18 protein-coding genes and 2 tRNA genes are annotated in these 15,871 nt (G+C 46.2%); 12 read left to right on the top strand and 8 right to left on the bottom strand.

What is annotated here, in order from left to right:
• Nucleotides 1–15: 15 nt before the first annotated feature.
• Nucleotides 16–441, bottom strand: coding sequence for a TOBE domain-containing protein (locus CBP12_RS01510; protein WP_086962288.1), 426 nt, complete (start codon nucleotides 439–441; stop codon nucleotides 16–18).
• Nucleotides 442–626: 185 nt separating this feature from the next.
• Here CBP12_RS01510 and CBP12_RS01505 point away from each other — a divergent pair, with 185 nt between their 5' ends.
• On the top strand, nucleotides 627–893 hold the full coding sequence (locus CBP12_RS01505) for a DksA/TraR family C4-type zinc finger protein (RefSeq protein ID WP_086962286.1): 267 nt from the start codon (nucleotides 627–629) through the stop codon (nucleotides 891–893).
• A gap of 224 nt (nucleotides 894–1,117) precedes the next feature.
• Nucleotides 1,118–2,506 (top strand): DEAD/DEAH box helicase, encoded by a 1,389-nt coding sequence (locus CBP12_RS01500; RefSeq protein ID WP_086962284.1) that lies wholly within the window; start codon nucleotides 1,118–1,120, stop codon nucleotides 2,504–2,506.
• Between the two features lie 72 nt (nucleotides 2,507–2,578).
• Here the strand turns inward: CBP12_RS01500 and lpxH are convergent, their stop codons facing one another.
• A complete protein-coding gene (gene lpxH / locus CBP12_RS01495) occupies nucleotides 2,579–3,259 on the bottom strand; it encodes a UDP-2,3-diacylglucosamine diphosphatase (RefSeq protein WP_232455177.1) in 681 nt (226 codons plus the stop codon).
• A gap of 214 nt (nucleotides 3,260–3,473) precedes the next feature.
• On the bottom strand, nucleotides 3,474–3,971 hold the full coding sequence (locus CBP12_RS01490; protein ID WP_086962280.1) for a peptidylprolyl isomerase: 498 nt from the start codon (nucleotides 3,969–3,971) through the stop codon (nucleotides 3,474–3,476).
• Nucleotides 3,972–4,131: 160 nt separating this feature from the next.
• On the opposite strand from CBP12_RS01490, the gene cysS reads away from it, so the two are divergent.
• From cysS to CBP12_RS01475, 3 genes are all read left to right on the top strand, one after another.
• Nucleotides 4,132–5,511 (top strand): cysteine--tRNA ligase, encoded by a 1,380-nt coding sequence (gene cysS / locus CBP12_RS01485; RefSeq protein ID WP_086962278.1) that lies wholly within the window; start codon nucleotides 4,132–4,134, stop codon nucleotides 5,509–5,511.
• A gap of 104 nt (nucleotides 5,512–5,615) precedes the next feature.
• Nucleotides 5,616–5,924, top strand: a complete 309-nt coding sequence (locus CBP12_RS01480; protein WP_086962276.1) for a hypothetical protein — start codon at nucleotides 5,616–5,618, stop codon at nucleotides 5,922–5,924.
• 311 nt (nucleotides 5,925–6,235) lie between these two features.
• Nucleotides 6,236–6,580, top strand: a complete 345-nt coding sequence (locus CBP12_RS01475) for a hypothetical protein (RefSeq protein WP_086962274.1) — start codon at nucleotides 6,236–6,238, stop codon at nucleotides 6,578–6,580.
• A 67-nt stretch (nucleotides 6,581–6,647) separates the two neighbouring features.
• On the opposite strand, the gene CBP12_RS01470 is transcribed toward CBP12_RS01475, so the two are convergent.
• Both CBP12_RS01470 and folD read right to left on the bottom strand, forming a co-directional pair.
• A complete protein-coding gene (locus CBP12_RS01470; RefSeq protein ID WP_086962272.1) occupies nucleotides 6,648–7,469 on the bottom strand; it encodes an ion transporter in 822 nt (273 codons plus the stop codon).
• A gap of 61 nt (nucleotides 7,470–7,530) precedes the next feature.
• Nucleotides 7,531–8,388, bottom strand: a complete 858-nt coding sequence (gene folD / locus CBP12_RS01465; RefSeq protein ID WP_086962270.1) for a bifunctional methylenetetrahydrofolate dehydrogenase/methenyltetrahydrofolate cyclohydrolase FolD — start codon at nucleotides 8,386–8,388, stop codon at nucleotides 7,531–7,533.
• A gap of 252 nt (nucleotides 8,389–8,640) precedes the next feature.
• Here folD and CBP12_RS01460 point away from each other — a divergent pair.
• Both CBP12_RS01460 and CBP12_RS01455 read left to right on the top strand, forming a co-directional pair.
• Nucleotides 8,641–8,717, top strand: a tRNA-Arg gene (locus tag CBP12_RS01460).
• A 6-nt stretch (nucleotides 8,718–8,723) separates the two neighbouring features.
• Nucleotides 8,724–8,799, top strand: a tRNA-His gene (locus tag CBP12_RS01455).
• Between the two features lie 28 nt (nucleotides 8,800–8,827).
• Here the strand turns inward: CBP12_RS01455 and pspC are convergent.
• The 3 genes from pspC to pspA are packed head-to-tail and all read right to left on the bottom strand — an operon-like array spanning nucleotide 8,828 to nucleotide 10,118.
• On the bottom strand, nucleotides 8,828–9,211 hold the full coding sequence (gene pspC, locus CBP12_RS01450; RefSeq protein ID WP_086962268.1) for an envelope stress response membrane protein PspC: 384 nt from the start codon (nucleotides 9,209–9,211) through the stop codon (nucleotides 8,828–8,830).
• The gene (pspB, locus tag CBP12_RS01445; RefSeq protein ID WP_086962266.1) at nucleotides 9,196–9,429 is read right to left on the bottom strand and encodes an envelope stress response membrane protein PspB; all 234 of its coding nucleotides are present in this window, start codon (nucleotides 9,427–9,429) and stop codon (nucleotides 9,196–9,198) included. Before pspB ends, pspC begins: the two co-directional genes overlap by 16 nt.
• A 2-nt stretch (nucleotides 9,430–9,431) precedes the next feature.
• Entirely contained in the window at nucleotides 9,432–10,118 is a 687-nt protein-coding gene (pspA, locus tag CBP12_RS01440; protein WP_086962264.1) for a phage shock protein PspA, read from the bottom strand.
• A 219-nt stretch (nucleotides 10,119–10,337) separates the two neighbouring features.
• Here pspA and pspF point away from each other — a divergent pair, with 219 nt between their 5' ends.
• From pspF to CBP12_RS01415, 5 genes are read left to right on the top strand one after another with little or no spacing between them, the layout of a single operon-like run.
• A complete protein-coding gene (gene pspF, locus CBP12_RS01435; RefSeq protein WP_086962262.1) occupies nucleotides 10,338–11,354 on the top strand; it encodes a phage shock protein operon transcriptional activator in 1,017 nt (338 codons plus the stop codon).
• A gap of 14 nt (nucleotides 11,355–11,368) precedes the next feature.
• Nucleotides 11,369–13,018, top strand: coding sequence for an ABC transporter substrate-binding protein (locus tag CBP12_RS01430; protein WP_086962260.1), 1,650 nt, complete (start codon nucleotides 11,369–11,371; stop codon nucleotides 13,016–13,018).
• A gap of 2 nt (nucleotides 13,019–13,020) precedes the next feature.
• Nucleotides 13,021–13,983: an ABC transporter permease gene (locus CBP12_RS01425; protein ID WP_086962258.1), complete on the top strand. Its 963-nt coding sequence runs from the start codon at nucleotides 13,021–13,023 to the stop codon at nucleotides 13,981–13,983.
• Complete coding sequence (locus tag CBP12_RS01420) at nucleotides 13,967–14,860, top strand: ABC transporter permease subunit (protein WP_086962256.1); 894 nt, start codon at nucleotides 13,967–13,969, stop codon at nucleotides 14,858–14,860. Before CBP12_RS01425 ends, CBP12_RS01420 begins: the two co-directional genes overlap by 17 nt.
• Complete coding sequence (locus tag CBP12_RS01415; RefSeq protein ID WP_086962254.1) at nucleotides 14,860–15,864, top strand: peptide ABC transporter ATP-binding protein; 1,005 nt, start codon at nucleotides 14,860–14,862, stop codon at nucleotides 15,862–15,864. Before CBP12_RS01420 ends, CBP12_RS01415 begins: the two co-directional genes overlap by 1 nt.
• Nucleotides 15,865–15,871 lie beyond the last annotated feature (7 nt).

Raw genomic sequence — 15,871 nt, 5'->3', positions numbered from 1 at the left:
GTATTTCTTTAGAAGCTAAGCGTCTACGGCTAGCATAATGCAAGACGCTTTAATTAGCGCATGAGCAGATTGACCTTTATCTAACTCTAACCGCTCACAGCTATCTTTGGTGATAATAGCAGCAATGCTTATATTAGCGCCCATATCGAGTATCACTTCACTATTTACCGCGCCCTGTGTTACTTGACTAACGGCGCCAGCTAATTGATTACGTGCAGAAGTGGTTACCGCCGTTCCTGTCACTAACATGACGCTCGAGGCCTTAATAATGGCATAAGCGGCTTTACCGACTTGCAGGTCCAACTTTTCTACACTGGCAGCAGTAATAATAGCGGTCAGCACTTGATCATTGGCAAGACGCAAACTTACTTCGCTATTAACTGCTCCTGCAGTGATCTCAGTAATAATACCGGGGAGCTGGTTACGCGCACTGATTTTCATCACGATTCCTTTTCTATTCGCTTCAAATGAAGCAAACCATTCAACCAGTATTAGCTAATTTACCCAATATTTGCTGCTGTCTATCACACTAAAGTGTGAAGGAAGAGTGATAAATGAACTTTTATTTTCGCAATATAATGCTATGGCTATACTAAATTAATAAATGAGTGGGATAAGGAGCGGATATGGCGGTGGGTTGGGCAAAAGATGGCGCCGTACAAGAACAAATTGATGCAAGTGTGGCGGATGCGGTTAATGAAGCACGCAGCCATTTAAAAGTGGGCGATAGTTTACACCACTGCGAAGAGTGTGATGCGCCTATTCCAGAGGCTCGCCGCCATGCGGTGCCGGGCGTCAAATTATGTATTGCTTGTCAGGCTAAGCAAGAAAAACATCAAGCAGCCAGCGGTGGCGTTAATCGACGCGCCAGTAAAGATAGTCAGCTGCGCTAACACCCCTTGAGAGCATCCCTTTTACACCCTACTGTATCTTTAGGTGATGCTCTGTTACTAAGCATACTTATATTTAAAATTCTTATACAATAGTCGCCATTTTCTATACTGAAATTTTCTGCAACACTGGTGAATACTACTCCCTAGTGACACCTTCCAGTTACCTCTCTCAGCACACGGGTGAATGCAGATCATTATTATTTTATGTTGTTAGGAGCATCACGTTGGCAAACCCCATAGAACCGTTTAAAGATCTGGGCCTAGACTCTCGACTCTTAAGTGCCTTAGAGCACCAAGGGCTGCATACGCCTACAGAAATTCAAGATCAGGCCATTCCCGTTATCCTTAATGGTCAGGATCTGATTGCCTCTTCTAAAACGGGTTCTGGTAAAACACTCGCCTTTTTATTGCCCTCTTTGCATAAGTTAATGAAGACCAAAGCGTTAAGTAAACGTGATCCTAGGGCGCTGATTTTAGCGCCTACCCGCGAGCTTGCCAAACAAGTGTATGAACAGCTTCGCTCACTGACAAGCGGCACATCTTTTAATATTGCGCTGTTATTAGGCGGTGAAAACTTTAACGATCAAATTAAGTTATTACGCAGGCAACCGCATATTATTGTGGCCACCCCAGGGCGCTTAGCCAATCATTTATCAGAACGCTCCCTTATGCTTAATGGCCTTGAGCTATTAATCATGGATGAAGCGGATCGCATGTTAGACTTAGGTTTTGTTAATGAGCTAAATCAAATCAATGACGCCGCTGATCATCGCCGCCGTCAAACTCTGATGTTCTCTGCCACTCTCGACCATGCCCAAGTTAACGACATGGCAGATAAACTATTACGCGCTCCTAAGCGCATCGCGGTGGGCGCAGCCAATGCTGAGCATGGGGATATAGAAAAGCGCTTTCATCTGTGTGATCACCTAGATCACAAGCAAGCGCTGTTACAGCATATTTTAACCGAGCAACATTATAACCAAGCCATTATTTTTACCGCTACCCGCCCCGATACTGAGCGCTTAGCAAACTTGCTAAAAGCACAAGGCTTAAGTGCCGAAGCACTCAGTGGCGACATGAGCCAAGCTGAGCGTAATCGGATTATGGACAGCTTTAGCCGTGGGCAATTTAAAGTACTGATCACTACGGATGTAGCTTCGCGCGGTTTAGACTTATTACAGGTGTCTTTGGTCATCAATTTTGATATGCCAAAACAAGCTGAAGAATATGTCCACCGCATTGGTCGCACCGGCCGAGCAGGCGCTAAAGGGCTGGCCATCTCCTTAGTCGGCCCCAATGACTGGGAGTCTTTTAAACGCGTAGAGCGCTTCTTACAACAAGAGATTAGCTTTGAGGTGATTGAGGGGCTTGCAGGTAAATTTAAAGGTATTCGTCCTAAAGCGCCCAAGGCGCAAAAGCAAGCAGTAACCAGAGGGAAGGGTTATCAAGGTAAAGGCGGGCCGAACGCTTACCAGCCAGTGAAGAAGAAAAAACCAGAAAAAGCCTTTAAAGATCGCAGCGATCGATTAGCGCCTAATCAAGGCTTAGGCTCCAATGATGGCATGGCGCCCTTAAAGCGTAAAAAGCCCACGCCTTCTACTGATGAGCACTAGCATTAATAAGTAATTAAATGTTCAAAGCAAATAAAGCCAGTTATAACTGGCTTTATTGTTACTTAGCGCGGCTTAAGCAAGAGTTAAGGGTCGGTTTTGTAGTTCCACGCCGCCAGTGTCCACTACTAATACACTGCCTTGGCTGTACCAATCGCCCAGAACAATACGCCGCGCCGCTTGTTCATTAATCTGTAAGTGATGAATATTGGGCCTATGAGTATGACCGTGGATCAAGGTGCGAACGTTATAACGCTGCATTTGGCGCTCTACTTCTGCTTGGTTAACATCCATCACCTGCATGACTTTACCCTCTTTAGCGGCAGCACTTTTGCTACGAATACCATCGGCGATATTTAAGCGAAAGCTCAAAGGCAAACGCATAAATAACCACTGTAGCCAACCCCAGCGGGTAATTCGCCGATATCGCTGATAGCCCGCATCATCAATGCATAAGGTATCGCCATGCATAATGAGCGTGGGTTCACCATAGAGATCGATAAGAGTGTGCTCTGGCAACAAAGTCATGCCAGCGGCACGAGCAAAGCGCCGCCCCACCATGAAATCTCGATTACCGTGAATAAAATAGACCGGTGTTCCTTGCTGACTACAAGCTAAAAACGCCGCCGCTACTTCACCATTTAGCGCACTGACTTCATCATCGCCAATAGAAAACTCAAATAAGTCACCCAACACATATAATGCATCGGCATTAAGGGCATCTTCACGCATAAAGCGCAAAAAAGCCGCCGTCATATCGGGGCGATCGGCACTTAAATGTAAGTCGGCAATAAACAGGGTGCGGTGATTCACAGCTCGCTCTTTTTAATTATTAGCAAACACCCTTAACTTAGTTATTTTTCACGGCATTAATAGCTAAGCTAAGGAGGCTAAGGGAATGATGAACAATGGCAGCCAACGCTGCCATTAAATAGCAGTAAAATATCCAGACTACAGGGACGAGTCTAGCTTACTCGCTAACCGTCACACTGTTGATGACCACATCTTCTACAGGCACATCTTGGTGCACATAGCCACGGTTGCCAGTAGCGACGTCTTTAATGCGATTAACTACGTCCATTCCCTCAACCACTTCCCCAAATACGCAGTAGCCATAGCCTTGGGTAGTAGCAGATTTAAAGTTTAAGAAGTCATTGTCGCCTACGTTAATAAAAAACTGCGCCGAGGCCGAATGAGGCTCAGACGTACGCGCCATAGCCACAGTGCCAATTTTATTAGATAAACCATTATCCGCTTCGTTTTTGATCGACTCACGTGTGGCTTTTTCTTTAAAATCAGTGTCAAAACCGCCACCTTGGATCATAAAGCCATCAATCACTCGGTGAAATAAGACACCGTCATAATGGCCATCGCGGCAATATTGTAAGAAGTTAGCCACTGTGGCTGGCGCCTTATCGGCAAATAAATTTAAAGTGATGTCGCCATGGTTAGTATGTAATGTGACCATAATCAAATTCCAATATTAGAGGTAAGAGGTTCAGCGCTCGATTTTAGCGCATACTCGCCCGATAGCGAACCCCAAGCACGCGCAAGACTTGCACCTATTAGCCATTAAAGGTTCAATAGTGGCGCTTTACTCCCTAATACCCTCATCAAGACGTGGAATCATGCTGAAAATCTACAATACCCTGACCCGACAAAAAGAAGAATTTACCCCTTTAGTGCCTGGCAAGGTCGGCATGTATGTCTGTGGTGTCACCATTTATGACTTATGCCATATTGGTCATGGCCGTACCTTCGTGGCATTTGATGTAGTCACTCGGTATTTACGTTATTTAGGTTACGACCTCACCTATGTGCGCAATATTACCGATATTGACGATAAAATTATTAAACGTGCGCTAGAAAATGGCGAACGTTGTGAAGTGCTAACCGAGCGTCTTACCCAAGAGATGCATCAAGACTTTGCGGCCCTAAATTTAGCCCGCCCCGATATAGAGCCTAAAGCCACCGAGCATATTCCTGACATCATTCAGATGGTGGAGCAGTTGTTAGCCGATGAGCATGCCTATGTGGCAGAGAACGGGGATGTGCTATTCGCCGTTAATAGCTTTGCCGACTATGGCAAGCTGTCTGGTCAAAACCTTGAGCAGCTCCAAGCAGGCGCACGGGTAGAAGTGGAGCACACCAAGCGCAATCCTCTGGATTTTGTACTGTGGAAGCAATCTAAACCAGATGAGCCAAGCTGGCCCTCGCCGTGGGGCTTAGGACGTCCAGGCTGGCATATTGAATGCTCGGCCATGAATGGCAAACATCTTGGTAAGCATTTTGATATTCATGGCGGCGGCTCCGACTTACAATTTCCTCATCATGAAAATGAAATTGCTCAAAGCTGCTGTGCTAATCAGACGCCCTATGTCAATACCTGGATGCACTCTGGCATGGTGATGGTTGACCAAGAAAAGATGTCTAAGTCGCTAGGTAATTTTTTTACTATTCGTGATGTACTCGCCCATTACGATGGTGAAACCGTGCGCTACTTCTTGCTCTCTGGCCACTATCGCAGCCAACTCAATTATTCAGACGATAATCTCAATAAAGCCCACAGTGCATTGGAGCGTCTGTATACCGCACTGCGGGATTTACCTGATGCCGAGCCTAAAGGCGGTGAGGAATATGTGGCGCGCTTTACTCATGCCATGAACGATGACTTTAATACTCCCGAAGCCTATTCTGCTTTATTTGACTTAGCTCGCGAAATTAATCGCTTAAAAAGCACAGATAAAACAGCGGCCGCTGAGTTAGGCGCGCAGTTACGCCACTTAGGTAATATCTTAGGCTTATTAGAGCAAGATCCCGACTCCTTTTTACGAGGAGCTGCGGGTAGTCAAAATGATGTAGCAGAGATAGAGCGCTTAATTCAAGCGCGCCTTGATGCCCGCAGCCATAAAGACTGGGCTGCAGCCGATGCTGCGCGCGATAAACTGACGCAAATGGGAATAGAGCTTGAAGACAGCGCCCAAGGTACACGCTGGCGTCGTAAATAACCAAGATATTGAAAAAATAACTCAAGGCGCCATAATTGGCGCCTTGAGTCTTTAATTTGCCTTGTTTGCCAGTTTTTCTGGCTCGCACTCATAAGGAGTTAGATATGCGCCTACTCACCACTGGCTTAGTGTTAAGCGCCCTGCTGGGCCTGACCGCTTGTGAACCTTCAGGTCCTGCTGCAGATATTGGCGACAATATAGACCAAGTGGCAGACACGCAGCAAAATAACGCGAGCGAACCGAGCGCGCCAGCTGCGGTTAATGATACTAATAACGAGGTGCAAAAAAATGCACCTGAGCCTGAAGTGATTACTGAGCAAAAAGAGCAAATAGATCAAGCCAACAAAGAGGCGTCTGTTGAAGCAGAAGAGCGCTTAAATGAAATATTAGAAGAGACTATTGACGAGCCCTAAGCAAGTTATGGCGAGTGAGTGTTTAATAAGACTGCCTTGGCGGTCTTATTTTTTAAATAACGACTTAAATACGATAGCGATTTAGCCCCGTCTTAGACAAGATTTGTCATATCTAAGCATAATATGACCCTATTAGGTGCGACAACTCAGCTCGCAACTTAAATTAAGCATATGATTTTAATGCATTTTATTTTAAAAACGCCGTGATTTATTTTTTTAGACGCTGTTGTTCTGTTAATAAGTACGCTATTAATAAGGCGTTAACAACATAAGGTGACTTACGTCACACTAACCCTTGCTAGGAGCACAACATGAAAAAGTCTTTACTTAATATTTTGCTATTAACTTCTGTTACCGCTTTTGGCTTAGCTGCCTGTGACAATCAAGGCCCCGCCGAAAAAGCCGGCGAACAATTAGACAACTCTGTTGAGCAGCTGCAAGACAAAAGCAAAGAGACGTTGGGCCTAAAAGAAAAAGGCACCTTGGAAAAAGCCGGTGAGCAACTGGATGAAACCTCAGCAGATTTGAAAGAAAGTGCGGCTGATCTTAAAGCCGGTGCCGCTGAGCAGGCAGATAAAGCGCGCGATGCCATGTCTGATGCAGCCGATGCCGCTGACAGAAAATTAGAAGAGCTAAAAGCTGAAGATAATAACTAATACACGCTTTTGTTGGCTGTATTTTAAAAGGGAGCTTAGGCTCCCTTTTTTATGGCAAAACGCCCGGCTATTTTGACTGAGGCTCTTCCATTTCCCCACCACAGAACTTACAAAAAAGCGCGTCACTGTCATGGCCGCCTTTTTCACACTGCGGGCACCGGCGGTCATCGTATTCACGGCGCATTTCTTGACCCAGTTCAGCAGTAATAATCCCGGTAGGCACCGCAATAATAGCGTAGCCCATCAGCATAGTAATAGAGGCAATCGCTTGACCCAATGGGGTATGAGGCGTGATATCTCCAAAGCCTACCGTAGTAATAGTCACCACTGCCCAATACATGCTGACCGGAATACTAGTAAAACCATGCTCTGGGCCTTCCACTACATATAATAATGAACCAAACAGCGTCACTAAAATGAACAAGCTACTAAAAAAAACCAGTATTTTGCGCCGACTTTGCTTTAGCGAGCGCCATAACACATTGGCTTCATTGACATAGCGCATCAGTTTTAAGATACGAAAGATCCGAAATACCCGTAATAAGCGCACTATTAATAAAAAACTAGCACCGGGAATAAATATGGCTAAATAGGTAGGAACGATGGCCAGTAAATCAATAAGGCCATAAAAGCTGCGTATATAGGCAAAACGATTTTGTGCACAATAAATACGCACAGCATATTCAAGGGTGAAAAGCAGCGTAAATAGCCATTCCATGAGGTAGAGCACATTACCAATATGAGCACGTACTGAGCTCATGGAGTCGAGAAACAACACCAGTATTGATAATAAAATAGCCGCGATCAGCAGTAAGTCGAAGCGCCGGCCCGCAGGGGTTTCAGTACCAAAGATAACCGTATACAGCTGTTCTTTGCTAAGCCAGCGCATCGCTATTCCTTATAAAATAATGATTTATAAAGGATAGAGCTAAAGCGTCATTAATTTAAGCCTATTGGTCGTGATAGCGCTCACAGGCAATTAAGGTATTCTCCATTAATGACGCCACTGTCATAGGACCTACCCCACCGGGCACGGGCGTTATATAAGCGGCGCGCTCGGCAGCGGGCTCATATTCCACATCCCCCACTAAGCGACCGTCTTCTAGGCGATTAATCCCCACATCAATAACCACAGCCCCCGGCTTAATCCAGCTGCCTGGAATAAATCCAGGCTTACCTACTGCTACCACTAATAAATCGGCCTCACCCACTTTAGTTTGTAAATCTTCAGTAAAGCGATGACAGGTAGTAGTGGTACAACCCGCTAGCAATAACTCTAAGGTCATGGGGCGCCCTACAATATTGGACGCACCTACCACTACCGCATTAAGACCGTGAGTTTTAATGTGGCTACGCTCAATGAGCGTCATAATGCCTTTAGGAGTACAAGGACGCAGTGCAGGGATGCGCTGTGCTAAACGACCAATATTATAAGGATGAAAGCCATCTACATCTTTATGAGGGTGGATACGCTCGATAACCGGCGTGCTATCAATATGATGGGGGAGCGGGAGCTGGACTAAAATACCATCTATCGTAGCGTCGCTATTTAGCTTATCAATTAAGGCTAATAGATCCTGCTCTGTGGTGTCTTTTGGCAAGTCATAAGATTTTGAAATAAAGCCCACTTCTTCACAGGCGCGGCGTTTACTCCCGACATACACTTGAGAGGCTGGGTTAGCGCCAACCAAAATGACTGCCAGACCTGGGGCGCGCTTGCCGCTGCGAGTGCGTTCCATCACTTGTTCTGCTACTTGATTTCGTACTGCCTGGGCTATCGCTTTTCCATCGATTATTTGAGCTGACATCTGCGTTGATTCTCACCTTGATAAACCTGCGCCATTGTCGCATTTTTTATTCGCTATAGTAAGCAAGGCGCAGCTTCAATAAGGCGTATTTAACGCAAGTTAAGTCTGCAATTTGGTGATTAAAAGCGCACTCTTGGGCTAAACACATAAAGCCGTTGACCTCGCTGGCGCAAATAGGTAATATCCCGCCCCGTTACACCTTGACGTTATATATCAAAACGTTAAGGCTGTGGCATGATATTAAGCGTAGTTGCGCCCTTAGCTCAGTTGGATAGAGCACCCGCCTTCTAAGCGGGTGGTCGCAGGTTCGAATCCTGCAGGGCGCGCCATTTATGGTGATCGTAGCTCAGTTGGTAGAGTCCCGGATTGTGATTCCGGTTGTCGCGGGTTCGAGCCCCGTCGGTCACCCCAAATTCTTTAATCTCCTCCCTGCCCTCAACTATTTATTTAGATCGTTAAACTCACGACGCAATCTAAACTCTTCTGAGGTCAATAAACGCTCAAGCGTACTAATCCTGCTATTAATACCCTGTAACCGCTGATCTAGGCGCGTTAGTGCTTCATCGCTAGAAAGTCCCGCTTCCCAACTGGTCGATTTTATATGATCTGACGCGGCCTCAGATAATGAAGGTTTATCATCGAGCATTAGCCAAGCGGCAATATAAAAAATAAGCGTTAAAAAGCTGGTAAAGAGTAAGCAAGTTACCGCTATAATGCGCACCAGCCAAGGCTCAACGCCTAATTTATGGGCAATTCCTGCACACACGCCGCCTAACTTGCCACGACGCTTATCTCGATACATATTAATTATGGTTGACGCCATTTGGGCACCTCTTGATCTAATAATTGCTCCAGTGTATCCAGGCGCGCACTGAGCTGCTCGGCCTGCGCTAAACTCTGCTCTAGCCTTAGGCGTGCCTGTTCGCTGAGCGTGTTATCGAGGTGGCGTTTAGCGCGATAATGCAGCACTAACCAAATAGGCACCACTAGCATTAAAAATATTTTTAACGGCCCCACCAAGGCCCAAGCAAGCTCTGACATTATTACTCCTTAGGCGGTGTGACATCAGCGGTTGAACGCGCCTTCATATTGGCTTTTAGCTTTTCTAGTTCTTGGCCAATTTCATCATCAACGGCTAATTCAGCAAACGATTGCTCCAGCCCTTTGCTATGACTATCAATGTCTGCTTTCGCTTCTAGTTCATCTATTTTCCGCTCAAATCGTGCAAACTTATCTAGCGAGGCACTGGTAGTGCTGTATCTTGCTCTTTCTTGCACATTAATCCGACTTTGCGCACTGCGCTCTCGCAGCTGCATCGCTTGTTGGCGGGCACGCGCATCAAGAAGCTTAGCCTCTAGCGCACTGATGGCTTGACTGAGCTTATCGATACTTTCATTTACCAGCTGCTGCTCATTTTGCATGGCATTGAGTAGGTCTTGCTGTTTATTTTTTTCCAACAAGGCCGCGCGTGCTAAGTCTTCGCGCTCTCGGCTTAAAGCCAACTCAGCTTTACTTTGCCACTCATCAATACGTGTTTGATGGCGTTGCGCATGGCGTTGCATGTCTTTTTTTTCAGCTAAAAAGCGCGCTAAATTAGAACGCTCTCGTACTAATTCATCTTCCATTTCTTGAATAATTAACCGTACCATTTTGGCGGGATCTTCAGCCTTATCCAAAATAGAATTAAGATTGGCGTTAACGATGTCGGCTAACCGTGAAAAAATACTCATTATGCTTATCCTTTTATAAAATGGCGCTCTAACTAGCCCAAGATACTCGCAAGCAGCTAAAGTAAGCGGCGGTCATTAGCTTAATACAAGGACTGTGCCAACTCTTTATTGTTTATAATCCTTTGATTATTAAATGTTTTTATAAAAAATCAAAAAGTAAAATTTGCTAAGTTAGTCAAATTAACTATTATTTGTGAAAGTTTACCAAGTTATTTCGCCATGCAAGAAGAATTAATCGGTCAATCTAATGCCTTGTTAGAAGTGTTAGAGCACACCTATCGCTTAGCGCAACTGGTTAAGCCGATATTAGTGGTCGGCGAGCGCGGCACAGGCAAGGAGCTGATTGCTCACCGCTTACATTATTTGTCCCCTCGCTGGCAGCACCCCATGCTGTCTCTTAATTGTGCAACGCTTGCCGAGTCGTTATTAGAGAGTGAACTCTTTGGCCATGAAATCGGCGCCTTTACCGGCGCTAATAAGCGCCATTTAGGTCGTTTTGAACGCGCTCAAGGAGGCACCCTCTTCTTAGATGAACTTGCCAACACCAGCTTGCGAGTCCAGGAAAAGCTATTACGAGTAATAGAATACGGTGAGTTTGAACGAGTAGGAGGCACGCATACGATAGCGGTCAATGTGCGTTTGGTATGCGCAACCAACCAAGACTTACCGGCGTTAGTGAGCGAAGGAAAATTTAGAGCCGACTTATTGGATAGGTTGGCGTTTGATGTGATTACCTTGCCGCCATTACGCGCCCGTGGCCAAGATATAATTCAATTAGCAGAGCATTTCGCCATTAATTTTTGTATGGAATTAGGCTGGTCTTACTTTTGTGGCTTTAGCCCTCAGGTACGCCAGCAATTACTCGAGTTACCTTGGCGGGGTAATGTGCGCGAGCTAAAAAATGTCATTGAGCGCAGTCTATTTCGCCATAATCAGGCTGAACAACCTCTCACTAAGCTCTATATTGATCCCTTTGCCTCTCCTTGGCGCCCTATTACTCAACCTAAGAGTGAGGCTAGCGCGCAGCGCCTTAGCTCACCGCTGCCTGAACTAGACTTACCGCTTGATCTAAAAACCCATTTGGCTGAGCAAGAGTTAAGGTTACTCTTGGCCGCCTTAACACAAAGTCAGCACCATCAAGGACAAGCTGCCCAATTGTTGGGGTTAAGTTATCATCAGCTACGAGGGTTACTGCGCAAGCACGCCGCCCATCTGCCTGCCAATTCGGCGCCATAAAATAAGGATTAAATATGCGTTTATGGCTTTGGGCTTTACTCATGGCATCGCTAGTAGCAGGCTGTAAGGAAAAAGACCCACAACTGGTTAAAAACAGTTTTTTATATTGTAGCGCCAGCGGCCCCGTGAGTTTTAATCCTCAGTTGGTGATCACTACGGAAACCTTAGATGCAACGGCTCATCAATTATACGACCGATTACTCACCTTTGAGTCACACGGTCAAGACGTCAGTCCAGGGCTTGCTGTTAATTGGCAACGCAGTGAAGATGGCCTGCGTTATCGGCTAACGCTGCGTAAAGAGGTGGCGTTTCACCATACGGCATGGTTTGTACCCAGCCGCCCCTTCAACGCCGACGATGTGGTTTTTAGCTTCACGCGCCTAAGTGATACGCAACATGCTTACCATAATGTCAGTGGCGGTAAGTATCCGTTTTTTAATGCCATTCATTGGCAAAAATTAGTCAATAATGTGCATGCTGTTAATGAGCATGAAGTAGAATTTGTGCTCAATTATCCCGATGCAGACTTCTTATCTTATTTGGCCAGTGATTATGCAGTTATTTTATCTGCTCAATATGGCGCGCATTTACTCGCCCTCGGTACGCCGCAATTATTAGATCGCCAGCCCGTAGGCACGGGCCCCTTTTTATTAGCGCTGTATCGCCCCGATGAATTTATTCGTTATCAGCGCCACCCTAATTATTGGCAAGCTCAGCCGAGCTTTCAGCAACTGGTATTTGATATCACACCTAAGTCTTCTAAACGGCTCGCTAAATTACTCTCAGGTGAATGCGATGCCATGGCCAACCCAGCAGCCAGCCAACTCGAGGTGATAGCCAACCACCCCGACCTTGCCCTAAGCGAACCGGTGGGCATGAATGTGGCCGTATTAGCGCTCAATACGCAAAAGCCACCGCTTACTGATCTTAGAGTCCGTAAAGCCATCAGCTTAATGCTTAATCGCGAGGATATCTTACAAGCCGTTTATTTTGGTCACGCACAGATAGCCAAGCATTTATTAACTCCTACGAGCTGGGCGCGGGATCCTTTAACCCCCTCCGCCTCTTTGCGCGCTCTTACCCCCCTTACACCAATGCTGCCTAAACAAAATAATCCGACATTAACTAAAGCGCGTGCGCTCCTTGCTGACGCCGGTGTAAGCGAGGGCTTTACGCTAACGCTGCTTACCGCTTCAGGTGCGCGAGCCTATAATCCTGATAGCATTAAAACCGGTCAACTATTACAACAACAACTAGCTCCTCTGGGGATCACCTTAAAATTACGTGCCTTAGATGAACAAGTTTTACGTCAATATTTAATTAAAGGCGAGCATGATGCCGTGCTCACCGGCTGGTCTGCCGACTTACCTAGCCCCACAAATTTATTGCGAAATTTACTGAGCTGTACAGCAATTAGCAGTGGCACTAATGCCAGTCGCTGGTGCAACCCTGCTTTTGAGGCTGAGCTGAACTTGAGCATGAATCAAGCCACGCCTGAGTATCGCCACGCTTATTATCAGGCTGCTCAGTATTTAGCCGAGCTTGATGTGGCGCTGATCCCGCTCATTCACAGCCAGCGTCACTTAGCCTTTCATCAATCTGTTAGCGGACTACAGCCTCTGCCCTATGGCGGCGTTAACTTTCAGCAAGTGGCAAAGGATTAACTATGCTCGTTTATTTATTGCGCCGGCTTATTTTATTGATCAGTACCTTGTTGATGCTGACGCTCATCGCTTACACCTTAGAATTTCAGTTGTTAAGCCAAATTAGTGAGCCCTTTTTCTCCGGCTATATTCAGTTTTTGCGCCAACTAACAGAGGGGGATTTTGGCGTTTCTAGTGTGTCAGGCTTACCCATTTTAGGCGCACTTAGCCAATATTTCCCAGCCACCTTAGAATTATGCTTAGCCGCTTTTATTATCTCATTATTACTTGGTGTGCCTGCAGGTACATGGGCGGCGCTGCATTTAAATCGCTGGCAAGATGGGGTTATTTTAACCAGTACCTTAGTTGGTTACGCCTTACCGGTGTTTTGGCTGGGCTTATTACTGGTCATGTTTTTCTCATTAAATCTCGGCTGGCTGCCGGTGTCGGGACAATTAAGCTTACTTTATGATATTAAGCAGGTGACCGGCATTATGACTATAGATACCTTACTTAATGACTCAGCCTATCGTTGGCCGGCTTTTTTTGATGCACTGCGCCATTTAATCTTGCCCTCCCTAGTGTTAGCTATCGTGCCCACCACCGAAGTGATTCGCCAAATTCGCAGTGCCTTATTAGAAGTATTAAAGCAAAACTATATTCGCGCAGCACTAACTAAAGGCCTAAGTGAAAACTACGTAATTTTGCGCCATGGTTTGCGCAATGCCTTTCCCATGGCGCTGCCCACACTGGGCTTACAGTTTGGTACTGTATTAACCTCCGCTATCATGACAGAGATTGTATTTGACTGGCCTGGCCTAGGGCGATGGCTCATTACCAGTATTGCTTTGCAAGACTACGCCGCTATTAAAGGCGGCACCTTGGCGATTGCAAGTTTTACTATCGTGGCCAGTGCTGTGGTGGAGGTATTATCTACCTTGATTTACCCCGTAAGAAGGAAAGCCATTTATGCCAGCCAAGGGTAATATCTACCCCGAGGTACATGTCCGCTCACCTAAAGAGCAAACGTGGCGGGTATTTCGTCGCAATACTCTTGCCATGACCGGCCTATGGGGACTCGCCCTATTATCGGTGCTGACTATTCTCGCTCCCTGGCTGGCTCCCTACTCGGCCAGCGCTCAATTTAGTGATGCTCTACTGATGCCCCCTTCTTGGGAAAATCATGGCAATATTGACTTCTTCTTAGGCACGGACGATTTAGGCAGAGACTTATTATCTCGCCTTATTTTTGGAGCGCGTCTTACGTTTGGTAATGGCGTGTTAACGGTACTAATTGCACTTCTAGTAGGAGGCAGCTTAGGTATAGTCGCTGGCATGAGTAAGGGCTATCAAGCCAGTATTCTTAATCACTTTCTTGATACTTTACTCGCTATTCCCTCCTTGTTATTAGCCATTATTTTAGTGGCTATCTTAGGACCTAGTCTGCTTCATACCTTAATCGCCATCACGCTCGCACTCACACCTCAATTTACCCGCGCCATTTATATTGCCGTGGCCAATGAGATGCAAAAAGAGTATTTAACAGCGCTGCGCTTAGATGGGGGCAGCCGTTGGCATATGCTGCGCTATGGGGTGTTACCTAATCTAAGTGACACCATAGTCAGTCAAACCACCCGCGGCTTATCAGTGGCAATATTAGACATTACTGCGGTGGGCTTTTTAGGTTTAGGCGCCCAAGCACCTAAACCAGAATGGGGGACCATGCTGGCTGATGCGATGGAGCTAGTCTATCTCGCACCTTGGACGGTAGCACTACCTGGGCTGGCAATATTGCTCTCGGTATTAGTGGTTAATATGGTCGGTGAAGGCTTGCGCCAAGCGATAAATGAGGTGATGGACTAATGCCATTATTAGATATACGAAACCTCACCATTGAAATTGAAACCCCTCAAGGCTGGGTTAAGGCGGTGGATAAATTTAACTTAACCTTAAACGAGGGTGAAATTCGCGGTCTGGTGGGCGAGTCTGGCTCAGGGAAAAGTCTAGTCGCAGAGACCATAGTAGGGATTGCTAAAGATACGTGGCATGTGAGCGCTGACCGACTGCATTTTGACAATATAGACTTGTTAAGTTTATCGCCTAATGAGCGCCGGCGCATTATGGGGCGAGATATCGCAATGGTTTTTCAAGAGCCCTCTAGTTGCTTGGATCCGGCAGAAAAAATTGGTGCCCAACTAAAAGAAGCCATGCCAGACTCAGCCGCCAATAAAAGTAGAGGATGGCGAAATTGGAACTGGCGCTATAAAGAAGCGCTTTCTTTACTACACCGAGTAGGCATTCGCGACTCTCGTGAAGTGATTAACTCTTATCCTTTTGAGTTATCTGAAGGAGAGTGTCAAAAGGTCATGATCGCCATGGCCATTGCCAATCAACCTAGACTGTTAATTGCCGATGAGCCGACCAATGCCTTAGAAGCCTCCAACCAAGCGCAAATTTTGCGCTTATTAGAGCGGGTTAATAAGCTTTCTGGCACTACTATTTTATTGATCAGTAACGATCTCACCACATTTGCCCAACTCACCGACAATATTACTGTGATGTATTGTGGCCAAGCGGTGGAGTCTGGGAGTCGAGAGCAAATTTTAACCCAAGCCCATCATCCCTATACCGCGGCACTGCTACAGATGATGCCAGACCTAGATGGCGGCTTAGCGCATAAGTCTCGTTTAAATACTCTGCCAGGCTCAATTCCGCCCTTGCAAAGCTTGCCTATTGGTTGTCGCTTAGGCCCGCGTTGTCCTAGAGCGCAAAAAAAATGCGTACAAACGCCTCCTTTAGCTATCTATAAAGGACACAGTTACTACTGCCATTTTCCACTTAATATGCCGGAGACTAAGTCTAAATGACCACCTC

This window comes from Oceanisphaera avium (assembly GCF_002157875.1).
In the GTDB taxonomy this organism is placed as follows: domain Bacteria; phylum Pseudomonadota; class Gammaproteobacteria; order Enterobacterales; family Aeromonadaceae; genus Oceanimonas; species Oceanimonas avium.
This window is presented reverse-complemented; position numbering and strand designations above follow the sequence as displayed.

What these genes read in the sequence shown, in the direction of transcription:
- CBP12_RS01510 (WP_086962288.1), bottom strand. Translation starts at nt 441, where the DNA reads ATGAAAATCAGTGCGCGTAACCAGCTCCCCGGTATTATTACTGAGATC.
- CBP12_RS01505 (WP_086962286.1), top strand. Translation starts at nt 627, where the DNA reads ATGGCGGTGGGTTGGGCAAAAGATGGCGCCGTACAAGAACAAATTGAT.
- lpxH (WP_232455177.1), bottom strand. Translation starts at nt 3,259, where the DNA reads ATGACGGCGGCTTTTTTGCGCTTTATGCGTGAAGATGCCCTTAATGCC.
- CBP12_RS01490 (WP_086962280.1), bottom strand. Translation starts at nt 3,971, where the DNA reads ATGGTCACATTACATACTAACCATGGCGACATCACTTTAAATTTATTT.
- cysS (WP_086962278.1), top strand. Translation starts at nt 4,132, where the DNA reads ATGCTGAAAATCTACAATACCCTGACCCGACAAAAAGAAGAATTTACC.
- CBP12_RS01480 (WP_086962276.1), top strand. Translation starts at nt 5,616, where the DNA reads ATGCGCCTACTCACCACTGGCTTAGTGTTAAGCGCCCTGCTGGGCCTG.
- CBP12_RS01475 (WP_086962274.1), top strand. Translation starts at nt 6,236, where the DNA reads ATGAAAAAGTCTTTACTTAATATTTTGCTATTAACTTCTGTTACCGCT.
- CBP12_RS01470 (WP_086962272.1), bottom strand. Translation starts at nt 7,469, where the DNA reads ATGCGCTGGCTTAGCAAAGAACAGCTGTATACGGTTATCTTTGGTACT.
- folD (WP_086962270.1), bottom strand. Translation starts at nt 8,388, where the DNA reads ATGTCAGCTCAAATAATCGATGGAAAAGCGATAGCCCAGGCAGTACGA.
- pspC (WP_086962268.1), bottom strand. Translation starts at nt 9,211, where the DNA reads ATGGCGTCAACCATAATTAATATGTATCGAGATAAGCGTCGTGGCAAG.
- pspB (WP_086962266.1), bottom strand. Translation starts at nt 9,429, where the DNA reads ATGTCAGAGCTTGCTTGGGCCTTGGTGGGGCCGTTAAAAATATTTTTA.
- pspA (WP_086962264.1), bottom strand. Translation starts at nt 10,118, where the DNA reads ATGAGTATTTTTTCACGGTTAGCCGACATCGTTAACGCCAATCTTAAT.
- pspF (WP_086962262.1), top strand. Translation starts at nt 10,338, where the DNA reads ATGCAAGAAGAATTAATCGGTCAATCTAATGCCTTGTTAGAAGTGTTA.
- CBP12_RS01430 (WP_086962260.1), top strand. Translation starts at nt 11,369, where the DNA reads ATGCGTTTATGGCTTTGGGCTTTACTCATGGCATCGCTAGTAGCAGGC.
- CBP12_RS01425 (WP_086962258.1), top strand. Translation starts at nt 13,021, where the DNA reads ATGCTCGTTTATTTATTGCGCCGGCTTATTTTATTGATCAGTACCTTG.
- CBP12_RS01420 (WP_086962256.1), top strand. Translation starts at nt 13,967, where the DNA reads ATGCCAGCCAAGGGTAATATCTACCCCGAGGTACATGTCCGCTCACCT.
- CBP12_RS01415 (WP_086962254.1), top strand. Translation starts at nt 14,860, where the DNA reads ATGCCATTATTAGATATACGAAACCTCACCATTGAAATTGAAACCCCT.